The 12441-nt window shown below is 51.0% G+C and carries 13 protein-coding genes; 7 read left to right on the top strand and 6 right to left on the bottom strand.

The window, feature by feature from the left end; genetic code table 11:
* Positions 1 to 8 precede the first annotated feature (8 nt).
* A complete protein-coding gene (locus tag PDUR_RS28295; protein WP_169744934.1) occupies positions 9 to 590 on the bottom strand; it encodes an IS3 family transposase in 582 nt (193 codons plus the stop codon).
* A gap of 19 nt (positions 591 to 609) precedes the next feature.
* A complete protein-coding gene (locus tag PDUR_RS28945; RefSeq protein ID WP_042205154.1) occupies positions 610 to 903 on the bottom strand; it encodes a transposase in 294 nt (97 codons plus the stop codon).
* 342 nt (positions 904 to 1245) lie between these two features.
* Between PDUR_RS28945 and PDUR_RS22595 the strand changes: the two genes are divergently transcribed.
* A complete protein-coding gene (locus PDUR_RS22595; RefSeq protein WP_042208292.1) occupies positions 1246 to 1593 on the top strand; it encodes a hypothetical protein in 348 nt (115 codons plus the stop codon).
* 213 nt (positions 1594 to 1806) lie between these two features.
* Entirely contained in the window at positions 1807 to 2427 is a 621-nt protein-coding gene (locus tag PDUR_RS28940; protein ID WP_156130573.1) for a hypothetical protein, read from the top strand.
* A gap of 64 nt (positions 2428 to 2491) precedes the next feature.
* Here PDUR_RS28940 and PDUR_RS22580 read toward each other — a convergent pair whose 3' ends face one another.
* Positions 2492 to 3598: a GerAB/ArcD/ProY family transporter gene (locus tag PDUR_RS22580; protein ID WP_042209626.1), complete on the bottom strand. Its 1107-nt coding sequence runs from the start codon at positions 3596 to 3598 to the stop codon at positions 2492 to 2494.
* Between the two features lie 125 nt (positions 3599 to 3723).
* On the opposite strand from PDUR_RS22580, the gene PDUR_RS22575 reads away from it, so the two are divergent.
* The 3 genes from PDUR_RS22575 to PDUR_RS22565 all read left to right on the top strand — a co-directional run bounded on the left by PDUR_RS22575 (position 3724) and on the right by PDUR_RS22565 (position 7452).
* Positions 3724 to 5127 (top strand): spore germination protein, encoded by a 1404-nt coding sequence (locus PDUR_RS22575; protein ID WP_052410352.1) that lies wholly within the window; start codon positions 3724 to 3726, stop codon positions 5125 to 5127.
* Positions 5124 to 6260, top strand: coding sequence for a Ger(x)C family spore germination protein (locus PDUR_RS22570; protein WP_081949624.1), 1137 nt, complete (start codon positions 5124 to 5126; stop codon positions 6258 to 6260). The genes PDUR_RS22575 and PDUR_RS22570 overlap by 4 nt, the downstream gene beginning before the upstream one ends.
* Positions 6261 to 6417: 157 nt before the next feature.
* The gene (locus tag PDUR_RS22565; protein WP_042208288.1) at positions 6418 to 7452 is read left to right on the top strand and encodes an NADH:flavin oxidoreductase/NADH oxidase; all 1035 of its coding nucleotides are present in this window, start codon (positions 6418 to 6420) and stop codon (positions 7450 to 7452) included.
* Positions 7453 to 7549: 97 nt separating this feature from the next.
* Here the strand turns inward: PDUR_RS22565 and PDUR_RS22560 are convergent, their stop codons facing one another.
* The 3 genes from PDUR_RS22560 to PDUR_RS22550 form a co-directional block, all read right to left on the bottom strand.
* Entirely contained in the window at positions 7550 to 7753 is a 204-nt protein-coding gene (locus tag PDUR_RS22560) for a hypothetical protein (RefSeq protein WP_042208287.1), read from the bottom strand.
* 268 nt (positions 7754 to 8021) lie between these two features.
* Positions 8022 to 9227: an N-acetylmuramoyl-L-alanine amidase family protein gene (locus PDUR_RS22555; RefSeq protein WP_052410351.1), complete on the bottom strand. Its 1206-nt coding sequence runs from the start codon at positions 9225 to 9227 to the stop codon at positions 8022 to 8024.
* 25 nt (positions 9228 to 9252) lie between these two features.
* Positions 9253 to 10350: an LLM class flavin-dependent oxidoreductase gene (locus PDUR_RS22550; RefSeq protein WP_042208286.1), complete on the bottom strand. Its 1098-nt coding sequence runs from the start codon at positions 10348 to 10350 to the stop codon at positions 9253 to 9255.
* A gap of 178 nt (positions 10351 to 10528) precedes the next feature.
* Here PDUR_RS22550 and PDUR_RS22545 point away from each other — a divergent pair, with 178 nt between their 5' ends.
* Both PDUR_RS22545 and PDUR_RS22540 read left to right on the top strand, forming a co-directional pair.
* Positions 10529 to 11302, top strand: coding sequence for a Cof-type HAD-IIB family hydrolase (locus tag PDUR_RS22545; RefSeq protein ID WP_042208285.1), 774 nt, complete (start codon positions 10529 to 10531; stop codon positions 11300 to 11302).
* 42 nt (positions 11303 to 11344) lie between these two features.
* The gene (locus tag PDUR_RS22540; RefSeq protein WP_042208284.1) at positions 11345 to 12208 is read left to right on the top strand and encodes a fumarylacetoacetate hydrolase family protein; all 864 of its coding nucleotides are present in this window, start codon (positions 11345 to 11347) and stop codon (positions 12206 to 12208) included.
* The last annotated feature ends 233 nt before the right edge of the window (positions 12209 to 12441 follow it).

Raw genomic sequence — 12441 nt, 5'->3', positions numbered from 1 at the left:
ATTATGGGTTAGCAGTAACAGTACTTGGGACTGGTGAAGTGGCTGCCCTGGTCGCTGTTCACGATGGACGGAACACGACGGGCCAAGGCGCGTTTCATGGTTTCCAGGACAAAGTCAATTTCCAGACTTTGATCCAGTTGCCAGTCCACAATGAAGCGCGAATACCAGTCCATGACGGCATACAGATACATCCAGCCCTGTTTCATGCGGATATAGGTAATATCGACACTCCAGACCTGATCCGGCGCTGTAATCGGCAGCTTACGCAGCAGGTACGGGTAGATCCGGTGCTGTAGGTCTCGCTTACTCAGGTTAGGACCGGGGAAGATCGCCATGATCCCCATTTCCCGCATATACCGCCGTACGGTGTTGGGATGAATAGCATCCCCTTCCCGGTTCATGATGGCCGCAATCGTCCGGTAACCCATAAACGAATGGCGGGTGTAAAGCTCGTCAATCCGGTGCTTGAGGCGAATTTCCTCCGGGGAGGGAGGGACCGGCTTGTAATACAGGCTGGAACGATTCAGGCTGAGCAAGTCCGCCTGCGTTTGAATGGAAAGTTCAGCGTTCCCATACTCGACGAGGAGCAACCGTTCGGCACGGCTGAGATTATCGGCCAGATTTTTTTTTGAGCCACGACAATTGGGTGGTCAGTTTACCCACTTCGGCGTAGAGGTCTTCGATCTGCTGCTCGTATTCTTTTTTCATCTTCGTGATCCCTTTCCGGTCGTCTACAAAGAGCTGAGCCAGATTTTGAGTCGCTTCATTCTTCCAGCGATTTAACACATTGGGATGGATTCCTTCTTCCGAAGCCAGCTGCGAAATGGACTTTTCTTCTCTTAGAATCTCCAGTACAATTCGTGCTTTTTCTTCCGGCGTGAATGTTCGTCTTGATGTTGGCACAACTAAGAATCTCCTTTTTTGCTGTCTAGATTCTATGTAGCATTATAATTGTCGGAGGCTCTCTTCAACTGGAAGAGAACATTATTATAGATAGCCGATGGGTGAGCGTACCCGAATTAATAGACTGGGACCCGAAAGAAATACGTGAGGCCGGGGTTATCGAACAGATTGTAAGCAACCTTATTGCCGGCATAGCGTATCCGATGGCTGTATTTCATCCGCAACTGCCGCCCTGCATGCGCAATGTCACATCATCATTTTCAGAAATACGATAAAATTTTCATAAAAATTGATGGTTTTTGATGGAAACCACAGTAGCAAAGCTATAGAGGAGGCATCTAGATGATTAATAAAGAGACGCTCGTCAGCTATTATGAGAAGAAGGGCAGACTGCAGCAGAATTTTCTGACGAAACAATTTCAGGTTGATCTTCCTAAGTTTTCGACACATGAGGAGGCAGCGGGCTGGTTCAAGGAGCTTTTCGGGGACGACTTCATCTTTGTAGAGAAGACGAAAGCAGCGAATGAAACAGAATTCTACTACCTGTACGACATTATTCATGACCGCGAGAGATGGGAACGCAGAGAAAGAGATATTAAGGAAAAGGGTTTTGCGAACGGTTTGGGCATGCTGATGTGCGCCCAGCGGGTCGATATTTACGAGGACGGTGCGGTAGAGCTGGCATTTTAATAAGCTTCATTGAAACAGGATTCAGGACAAGCAACCGGTCAATGCGCAGGCAGAGTGCATGGCTGGTTTTTGTTTAAATATAAGAATCTATAAGTTTTACGCTTATAAATGGCCTTATATTTCTACGAGAAACGGATGCCCTCCTCCTGCGAGGACGGCGAAGCCGTTTCTTCTTGTCCTATCAGGATAAAGTTCAAGCTAGGGGTCGTTGATATGAAACTACTGAAATGCGTTTTGATTCTTATTATCCTTCTTGCTTCGTCCGGATGCGGTAACGGTACCACTTCAGCGTCGAAGCAGGGTCCAGACGGAACGGCGGCTCCGGGGGCGGCCGTATCAGCGGCTCCAACGGCAGTCCCGTCGGCGGCGCAGGCACCAGTCGTATCGGCAGCACCGACGGCAGCAGCAACAGCGTCTCCGACGGCAGTCCCATCGGCGGTCCCGACGGCAGCTCCATCTGCAGTCCCATCGGCGGTCCCGACAACTCCATCGGCGGCTGGGGAGGATGAGGAGTTTTGGGCGAAAGTGGATAAACAGCTCGAAAGTGAAGATTACCGCTCCATTGAGGCGGAATTTAAGAAAGTTCCCCATCCAAGCGAAGACCTTACGGCCATATATAACTTCGCCATGTACAATATTTACGGGCAGGACGGGGACGATGAGAAGTCAGTCGAATATTTATACAAAATTCCGGCAGACTACCAGGGCAGACACGCGGATCTCGTATCCTATTGGAAGTTCGTTCATGAATCGTATGCTGAAGGCCAGACGGAGAATATTACGTTTGACGAGTATAAGCAGAAATACTATAAATCCGGCAAAAGCGCATTCTAGCACAAATTAAGGTTCGGACTGTCGATGCGCCACTAGCAAGCTAAGAGAGACGGATGCCACCCTTCTAAGGAGCGGGCAGCCGTTTCTTTTTGTTTGAATTTAAGCTTTCAGAGGCCCGCGCCTCCTTGAAATAGTAAAGAATGTAGATGATCAGCGGAATCACGAAGAAATTGATCAGCTGAACATACAGCAGGTAGTCAAGAATGTGAAACATATCGAACAGATTTTTGGAAAACAGATAAGAGAAGATGATCGTCAGCGCGCAGATATAATACTCTTTGAATCTTATCTTCATTCCCGACTGCCTGATCAGCTCCATGAGCGCAAACAAGCAGACGACGTACCGGATATACCAGCCCGCGACAACCTGCAGCATGACAAACAGCTCACCGGCTTCCAAGAAGCCGAAAGCGCTGATAATCTGTGTCTGGATCAGTTTAGGAAAGAGAAGGTCTTCCGCCCGCTCAGGGCCAAAAGTAGTGATAACCCCCAGCATGGAGAAAATCAGCATCTGGATGATGAATAATAGAGCGAGGGTGCTGTGCTTGATGAGCTTGGTCTTGTCCCGCACACTGTCAAGATAGGGAACGAAAATAATGACGCAGCTGAGCGCGCCCAAAATTTTCATGGTGGATAGAAAGAAACCGACGGTCATTCCATGCTCCAGAATGGGATAGATATGCTTCATTTCTTTATACTTATGCGTAAGGAATCCCAGTATGATGCCGGATATGCTGATGAAAAAGATGACAATGATCGTCGTAATGGTGACGGAGGCAATCCCCTTTTTGACAATATAAACCGCAGACAGGGCAGTAACGGCAATAAACACCCATACCGGAGTAAGCAACTGAAAGCCCGAATGAATGACAATGGCCTCCGCCCCGGCGCTTTCAAATATAGTTAATAGAATGGTCAGCAGAAATAAGCATGAGAAAAAAGCCCCGACCCACTTCCCCAGCGTTTTTGAATAAATATCCAGCAGATTATAGTTTCCTGATTTCTTATGGATCTTCAGAAGCAGCCAGATATACAAAAGGATGATCGGGGACGCCAGAATCATCGCAATCCAGGTGTCTCTCCCGCCAAGCTTGATAAAAGCCGTAGGAAATGTCTTCAACGTTACAACAGCCAGACTGGTGATAATAAAAAATAAATGTTTTGAATTCATGCTTCCCACATCGGATACCTTCTTTCAGAAAAGAGATACATCTTGTCAGCAGTATCGTCAACTATCAGGAATATTATTCCGGAATCTTGGCATACTACACCAAAAGGCAAAGAAGGGCGGGGAGGATGATGGCAGTAAAAGAAGCTGAAATAACAGCCAAGCTAAACGGTTGTTTCGATTTTATTAAGCGGGAAATTTATGTTAAGCAGAGCAAGATCATCTTGTTCTATATCGAGACCATCTGCGATTCAACCTATATCAGCCAATATATCATCGATCCTTTAGCTCAATTGCAGGAGTACCCTGTGGCCAAAGAAGATATCACCACGGCCATACTTGCCGCTAAATTTGACGAAGTATCGGATGCCGGGCAGGCATTTGAGTATATTCTGTCAGGGAGCCCGGTGGTCATATTTGAAGCAATGGATTATACCATATCCTGTGACGCCAAAAAAATTGAAACCAGAGCTATCGAGAAATCACAATTCGAGTCCTCCCTGGTGGGTTCCAATGAAAGCTTCAACGAGCTTTTGGTCGACAACATCAGCTTAATAAGAAAAAGAATGGCTACAGAAACGCTCAAGGTGGAGGGCTATCTACTGGGCAAGCAATCGAAGACGCAGGCGGTGCTGTTATATGTTGAAGGGTCTGCGCCCGATGATCTTGTAGAAACGGTACGAAAAAAGCTGCAAGATATGGACAATGAGTTTGTGCTGGATATTCACTATGTAGCGGAAACGTTAAGTCCGGGGGGCACTTTGTTTGACACCATCGGTTATTCCGACAAGCCGGACTCAGTGGTCGCCAAGCTTTTTGAGGGGAGAATTTCAGTTATGGTGAACGGAACGGCTTTTGCGCTGACCGCGCCGTGCTTTTTTTTTGAGAACCTTCAGGCTACGGATGACTATTCCACGAACATGCTCTTTGCCTCCTTGCTGCGCTTCGTAAGATTGGGGTCTGTTATGATCTCGCTGCTGCTGCCGGGGTTTTATGTCGCGTTGACCACCCATCATTTTTCACTCATCCCCTCGGCATTTGTCTTTAAGCTTGCGGTATCCCGCTCAGGGGTTCCCTTTCCGACTGTCGTTGAGGTTATATTGATGTTTCTATTCTTCGAGCTCTCAAGAGAAGCCGGACGGCGGCTTCCGAATCAGATTGGGCAGTCGCTCAGTATTGTCGGCGCTTTGATTCTGGGAGACGCCGCCGTAGGCGCGGGGCTTACTTCGCAAACTACGGTTGTGGTCACCGGGGTTTATGCCATAACCTCTTTTATTAACCCGAGATTTAACTCCGCGGTGTCTGTGTGGTCGATTTTCTCGATCATTATGTCGGCTTGCTTCGGGCTGCACGGATTTTATCTGGGCTTCATTCTGCTGGTCGCTCATCTGGCTTCGCTTAGAAGCTGTGACTACCCCTATTTATTCCCGCTTGGCACCGAGAAGTCATTTCGTGCTGCGAACAAGGATATATTTGTACGGGGTCCTCTGAGAAAGATATCCAAATCTTTTGTTTACAGGGGTAGAAAATGATGAGGTACATAAGAAAAATAGCGGTGCTCCTGCTGATTCTATCGATCCCGTCGTGCTTGCTGACCTCGTGCCTTGGATACAGGGATCTGGATCATATCGTGTTTGTAACCTCCATTTTGCTTGATCGGGATGAAGAGAATAATATCGTGTTCTATTTTGAAACTCTTAACTCTATCCGCAGTTCTTCAATGGAATCGAACCAGGAGAGAAGAATTGTTTACAAAATAGGAATTCAGAACCCCGGCGATGCGCTCAACGAGCTTGAATCTCATACGAGCGCACCTGTCACCCTGGCTCATAATAAAGTGCTGATGTTTACGGAAAGATTTGCCCGCGGCGGACTTGACCAAGCCTTTGAACTGTTCGAAAGATGGCAGGACTCCAGTGCGCGCACCCTGCTGGGGATTTTCGCGGGGGCTACCGATTTCTATGTTAAACCGAACCATCAGGACGAAACGATAACAGGACTGTACCTGTACGACATGCTGGGCGATATGCAGTCCGTGACATCGAATGGGGTCAAGATCAATATTAAGGAATTCATGAGCCAAAAATACATTGGGAGCCGCATAAACTCCGTCCCGATTATCAATGTGTCCAAAGACGAGGTAACTGAGGGACAGTATTATCTCGATGGCCTGGGGCTGATCAAGGAATATAAGCTCGTAGGCAAACTAAACAGCGAGGAGACCGGTTACTATAACTTTTTGGTGGGCAAAGAGGTTTCCGGTAATATCAACACTAAAAATCCCGAAGACGAGACGAAGACGGTATCGATGATGCTGCAAAATAACAAGCGCTATAAGTCTGAGGTGAAGCTTGAAAATGATGTCTTGAAGCTGAAAGTCAAGTTAAAGCTCAGCACAGACATTTCCGCTGTCCAAGGAAAGCTTGAACTGACGGACGATACAATCGCTAAAATGGAGGAAACGATGGAGGAGAAGCTTGAGCGGAACTGCCAGAAGATGTTTCGGGAATGGAAGGATAAAAAAATCGATATTTTTGGCGTCCAGGAAAAATTTGAAAGGAAATATCCGTCGGACAATAGGAAGAACATTATTGAAAATACGGAACTGGAAGTGGATTTTAAGGTGAATATTACCGGGACATCTGCGGTTAGGGATGCAACCTAAAGGAAGGCGTCATAGCCGCAGCAACTGTAAATCAGCGCTGATCTATCGCCGTCTGTTTAATGCGGGAGAAGACTGCCGGAAGGCAAGTTGACTTTCGCTATCTTCATGCGATACTATATGCATGAACATGCATTTTGCATAATAAGGAGAGATTCCATTGACCGATTTATTTACTCCGTACAAGCTTAAAGGGTTGGAACTCAAGAACCGGATTGTTCTGCCCCCGATGTGCCAGTATTCGGTAGCGAACAAAGATGGGATAGCCAATGAGTGGCATCATACCCACTATGTCAGCCGGGCGGTTGGCGGGACTGGACTAATTATTATTGAAATGACCGATGTCGAGCCTGACGGCCGGATTACGGATTATGATCTGGGGCTGTGGTCCGACGAGCAAATTCCGGCTCTTGCCCTGATTGTGGAGGACTGCCACCGGTATGGCGCGAAGGTCGGCATCCAAATCGCGCACGCTGGCCGCAAGGCTGAGGATGCGCCGGTTCCCGTCTCATCTTCGCCATTTCCGTTCAACGAGCAGTCGAAGACGCCGCGCGAGCTGTCGACTGATGAAGTGAAAGAGATGGTGGAGAAGTTCCGGCTGGCGGCGCGCCGGGCGGTGCAGGCGGGATTTGATACCATCGAGCTGCATGGCGCTCACGGGTATTTGATCCATCAGTTCACCTCACGGCTTACCAACCGGAGAAGTGACGAGTACGGGAAGGATCTGACGAAATTCGGCTGTGAAGTGATCGCTGCGGTCAAGGGCGAAATGCCGGAAGACATGCCGCTCATTCTGCGTATTTCCGCTCAGGAGTACGTTGAAGGCGGTTATGACATCGAGGATAGCTTAAAATTCAGCAAGGTATTTAAGGATGCCGGTGTAGACATGTTCCATATCAGCGCCGGAGGCGAAGGCCCGATCACTGCGGCCGGCCGCCCGGGAACGCATGCCGCTTACCAGGTGCCGCTCGCAAGAGCCATCAAAGAGGGACTGAACGTTCCGGTGATCGCGGTTGGCCGTCTGGACGATTCCGCCCTTGCCAATGCTGTCATCGGCAACGATGCAGCCGATCTGGTTGCCGTAGGGCGCGGCATGCTGATGAACCCTTACTGGGCTCTGACAGCAGCCGTCGAGTTGCATAAGGAGACGGCAATTCCAAGACAGTATGAGCGCGGCTTCTCCTTGTTCAGATAAGAGCGGATTACAAGTTTCATTAAGCCCGCAGCAAACCGAAAACCCCGTTTCAAGACGAGTGTCCTGGAACGGGGTTGTTTTGTAATAATGTATGCGCCTAATTGGCGAAGCTGTTGGCGATGACGTTCTCTACGCCTTTCATCTGAGACAGCAGATCAGCCAGACGGGGCTTGATGCTTCCGGCCATGCCAATAATTGTCCGGTGGGTTTCGCGCTGCGTATAGACCTTCAGACCCTCACTTTCAAGAATGTTAACAATGGCCTGCAGTTCTTCCTTTTGATTGGATGCAACGATCATCATAACTGAAACCTCCCTTTCCCGGATATAATAAAATAATTTTTCTTTCATGCTTTTAAGCTTTTATGCTTTTGTGCTTTTAGGCGATAAAGTAAATTTAACCGATCTCATGAATTTAGTCAATAGATTTTCGCATTTTTTTCTATGAATGGATGAAAAAAAGCCTGAACGCTTTCTGGACAGAAACGTTCAGGCTGATGAGGACAGCGCCCTCTGATACCGGATGCTGCCTGGTACTGGGACATTATTCGCTTTCCTGCGGCTTGAAAGGCTATTGTGAGAAGTAGTCGGCGATGCCGTCTGCGATTGCCCGGGCCGCTTTCCTCTGGTACGAAGATCTCCGGACGATGGACTCGTCGGCTGAATTGGTCAGAAACCCGAGTTCGACCAAGGCCGCCGGCGTTTCGTTTTCCCTTAGAATTAGATAATTGCCGAAGGATAACCCGTTGCTCTTTAGGCCGATGCCCTCGCTGAGCCGGTTCTCAATGGCCCGGGCCAGCTTCATATCATCCGATTCCGAATAGAAAAATGTCAGCGTTCCCGATATTTTTTTCGGCGAGGAATTGAAATGCACGCTGATAAAAGCGCTCGCCGAAACCGATTGGGCAAGCTCTGCCCGGGAGGACAGCGCAGGCCGCTCATTGCCCCGTGTACGCGTCATGGTCACCCGTGCGCCTGCCGCTTCCAAATAATCGCGCAGATACAGCGCCGTCTGCAGATTTAAGTCTTTTTCCATCGTGCCGTAGGTCGTGCCGATCATCCCCGGATCGTCTCCGCCATGGCCGGGATCGACGACAATCCGCTTGCCGCGAAGACCGGCTGACGCAGGTCTGCTGACTGCGGTGCTGCTGCTCGTCCGCCTTATGCCGGCGGCGGAGGCTGCCGATGCTCCGGCGGTCACATACGGCTCCGCGACCCAGCCGATCGCGCCGCCCTTGGTCCGTATCTTCAGCCATCCGGATCGGCGGGAGAGGATGGTAACGGCGTCGCGGGCCTCCAGCGATCCTATAACGTCATAGCCGGTCCCGGGTCCGCTGCGGATGCGCAGCGAGTCTGCCGTAACTACCGCCGTAGTGGAGCGGGGGCTTGTACGCTTTTTCGCCGCAGTAACGGTTGCTTGGCTTGAAGCCGCTGTGCCGCCAGCCTTCTTGAGATAATAACCCGCTACCCATCCGGTTGTATTTCCGGTCTGAATTTTGAGCCAGCCATGCTGCTCCTTCGAGACGGTAACAAGCGTTCCTCCTCTGACCGACCCTGTGACCGCCGCTCCGCCCGCCGGCTCACTGCGAACATTAAGCGAAGTTGCGTATACCTTGGCGGTATAGCTGTCCGCCTGTGCCGTAGGTGAAGTAAGTATAATGCCTAGAAGGGCTGCGCCCGCTGCGGCGGCTATCCGCTTGAACACTGCTGGACGGTCAGGCCAGGTCGGCTGCTTGGCCTCATTCGGTTTGAGTAAATGATATAATTGTTTATTCATCTTTAGCCTCGCTTTATGTTGGAATTTAAGACTGGGAAGAACTCTTCTTGCGGGCAATCTCCCGGCGGACGACCGGCGCGACCTCCGCCGCGAGCAGCTCGATGGCCGAGGCGACCTTGGAGAAAGGCATGCCCCCGACATCCATCTGGGCCATGAAGCGGGTATGTCCGAACAGCTCATGCTGGTACAGAATTTTCTCGATGATCTGCTGCGGGCTGCCGACGGCCAGCGCTTCGCCAGGCTGGGTATAGCCTTCGAAGTCTTCGCGCGTGAACCGGAATTCAGTACCCGGCCGGGCCATGAAGCCGTTAAGATAATTCAAATAGTAAGGGTAGAAATCATCAAGCGCCTGCCTGGAAGACTTGGCGATATACCCGTGGCTGGTGACGGCAACCCTGAGGCTCTCCGGCGAGCGTCCGGCCTCGGCGCCCGTCTGCCGGTACAGCTCCGCCAGATGCCTGAACCGTTCCGGACGGCCGGAGAGGATGGCGATCGCCATACCGGTTCCAAGTCTTCCGGCTCGTTCCGCGCTTGCCGGAGTGCCGCCTACGCCGATCCAGAGCGGCAGCCTTGGCTGCAGGGGGCGGGGAGAAATCTCGGCGTCCTTGAGCGGCGGACGGTACGAGCCCTTCCAGTTCACGGTCTCATGCTCGCCAAGCTGCTGAAGGAGAGCGAGATTCTCGGCGAAGAGCTGCTGGTAGTCATTCAGGTCATAGCCGAATAGAGGGAAGGATTCCGTGAACGCGCCGCGTCCGGCCATGATTTCCGCGCGTCCTTCCGACAGGAGGTCCAGCGTGGCGAAATCCTCGAACAGTCTGACGGGATCAATGGTGCCAAGCACCATCGTTGTGCTGGCCAGCTTGATCCGGCTCGTCACCTGGGAAATGGCCGCAAGCACGACGGGAACCGAAGAGACGGCAAAATCCAGCCGGTGATGCTCTCCTACGCCGAATACGTCAAGTCCCGCCTCGTCGGCCAGCTTGGCGGCGGCTACGATATCCCGGAGACGGCGGTGCTGGCTCACGGCCTGTCCCGTTACGGGGTCTGGGACGATATCTCCCAAGGTATATACACCCAATTCGAAGCTGCCGGGAAGTGCCGATGCATTATTTTGAATAGTCATAAAGATGGCTCCTTTTGCGGTCTATGAACTTGATTGGTTGTGATTATTATAACAGTTTCCTGGTGAAACGCCTTCATTTTCTTGCCCTTGGGAAATAAATCATGGTAAGTTAGGGATTGCGAGAGGAATAAGAAACCGCCGGCATTTCCCGCTGGGCGAAGGGATAGGAGCAGGAAGAATGGCTTATAAAATTGTGTTCTTTGATATCGACGGAACATTGGTCAATGAGGAGAAAGAGATTCCGAAGGATACGCTTAAAGCGGTTTCCGAGCTAAAGCAAAATGGGGTAGAACCGGTAATCGCCACAGGGCGTGCACCTTATTTTATCAAGCCTTTGGCGGAAGTGCTGGGCATCGACTCTTATGTATGCCTGAACGGAGCCTATGTCGTGTATAAAGGGAAGACACTGCACAAGCGGCCTCTATCCAAGGAAACGATCCAGGCGCTGATTACGCTGGCGGCCCGGAACCGACATGCGCTGGTGTTCGAAGGCGAACATACTTATTTCGCGGACAGCGAGAACCATCCGTTCGTGACAGAGTCCGTCGATACCCTCAAGGTGGATCAGCCGGGATATGACCCCGAATTCTGGAAGAATAACGAGATTTATCAGATGTTCCTTCACTGTGAGAGCCATGAGGAAGCGCTGTACGAAGAATTGCTGTCCCAGCTCCGGCTGATCCGTTGGCATCCGCTTGCCATGGATGTGCTGCCGCCGGGAAGCTCCAAGGCCAAGGGCATCGAAGCCATGCTGAACATGCTTGGCATAAGCACCGAGGAGTCGGTTGCATTCGGCGACGGCTTGAACGATAAGGAGATGCTGGAGCTGGCCGGTATGGGCATTGCCATGGGGAACGCGCATGAAGAGCTGCTTCCCTATGCGGATTACGTAACCAGCCATGTGGACGAAGGCGGCATTTATAACGGCCTGGTGAAAGTGGGATTGATTTAACTTTAGGGAGTGTCCCGGACGCAAAGATGAGGAGGAAGGACAATGAAGCTGCTGCAATTTATGAAGAACGGACAGGCAAGACTTGGAGTAAAGACCGCAGAAGGAATTATGGATGTGGAATCAACGGCTCGCCGCAGCGGGCTGGAGCTCCCTTTATCTATGGAAGAAGTCATCAGGGACAGAGCGGCGGCCGTTCCCCGGCTTCAAGCGCTGCTGGGCGGTGACCCGCAGTGGCTGAAGGAAGAGGAGATTCGTTATGCGCCCTGCGTCACGCGCCCGCAGAAAATCATCTGCGTAGGGCTGAATTACAGAAGCCATGCGGCTGAATCGGGGCTTGAGGCGCCTTCTGATCCGGTGCTGTTCAGTAAATTTAACAATAGTCTGGCCGCTCACCGTGAGACGATCGCCCTGCCGGATGGAGCGTCCCAGATAGATTACGAAGCGGAGCTTGTGCTGGTCATCGGAAAGCGGACATCCGGGGTGACGAAGGAGGAGGCTCTTTCCAGCGTATTCGGTTATACGGTCGGTAACGATCTGACCGCAAGAGATTTGCAGTTCCGCACAAGCCAGTGGCTGGTCGGCAAATCGCTGGACGGCTTTGCCCCGGTTGGCCCCTATATAGTTACCGCTGATGAAGTCGATCCTGGCAGCCTGAACATTGAATGCAGAGTTAACGGCGAGCTGCGCCAGTCGGCGAATACGCGGGATATGATCTTTGGCTGCGCGGAGCTGGTCAGTTATATTTCAGCATACATAACACTTGAACCGGGAGATCTGATCTTTACAGGCACGCCGGAAGGTGTCATTCTTGGATATCCCGAGGAAGAGCGGATATGGCTGCGGGCCGGTGATGAACTGGCGGTTACGATTGAAGGACTGGGTACGCTGGAGAACCGGCTTGGATAACGAATATTATTCGTGATGCCTATGCCGCACACCGGACGAAGGCATACCGTTCCACCTTCGCATCGCCGGATGAGCAGCGGGTAGTGGTTTCTTTGTGTGCTACTAACGAAGTGAAGTGTTAACGGTATTAAGATTTTACGGCCTGAATGCGGTCGGTCCTGAAGCTCAGGCCTTTAAGCATTGACAGGCCGTTTTCTTTTTTTATTAAAAATTATAGAAGGGATGAGGTAGGA

The organism is Paenibacillus durus (genome assembly GCF_000756615.1).
Classification (GTDB): Bacteria; Bacillota; Bacilli; order Paenibacillales; family Paenibacillaceae; genus Paenibacillus_AQ; species Paenibacillus_AQ durus.
The sequence above is the reverse complement of the archived record's forward strand: the minus strand, read 5'-3'. Positions and strand labels throughout refer to the sequence as shown.

Coding starts and splice junctions, on each gene's coding strand:
- PDUR_RS22595 (WP_042208292.1), top strand. CDS start 1,246: ATGATTAATAAAGAGACGCTCGTCAGCTATTATGAGAAGAAGGGCAGA.
- PDUR_RS28940 (WP_156130573.1), top strand. CDS start 1,807: ATGAAACTACTGAAATGCGTTTTGATTCTTATTATCCTTCTTGCTTCG.
- PDUR_RS22580 (WP_042209626.1), bottom strand. CDS start 3,598: ATGAATTCAAAACATTTATTTTTTATTATCACCAGTCTGGCTGTTGTA.
- PDUR_RS22575 (WP_052410352.1), top strand. CDS start 3,724: ATGATGGCAGTAAAAGAAGCTGAAATAACAGCCAAGCTAAACGGTTGT.
- PDUR_RS22570 (WP_081949624.1), top strand. CDS start 5,124: ATGATGAGGTACATAAGAAAAATAGCGGTGCTCCTGCTGATTCTATCG.
- PDUR_RS22560 (WP_042208287.1), bottom strand. CDS start 7,753: ATGATGATCGTTGCATCCAATCAAAAGGAAGAACTGCAGGCCATTGTT.
- PDUR_RS22555 (WP_052410351.1), bottom strand. CDS start 9,227: ATGAATAAACAATTATATCATTTACTCAAACCGAATGAGGCCAAGCAG.
- PDUR_RS22550 (WP_042208286.1), bottom strand. CDS start 10,350: ATGACTATTCAAAATAATGCATCGGCACTTCCCGGCAGCTTCGAATTG.
- PDUR_RS22545 (WP_042208285.1), top strand. CDS start 10,529: ATGGCTTATAAAATTGTGTTCTTTGATATCGACGGAACATTGGTCAAT.
- PDUR_RS22540 (WP_042208284.1), top strand. CDS start 11,345: ATGAAGCTGCTGCAATTTATGAAGAACGGACAGGCAAGACTTGGAGTA.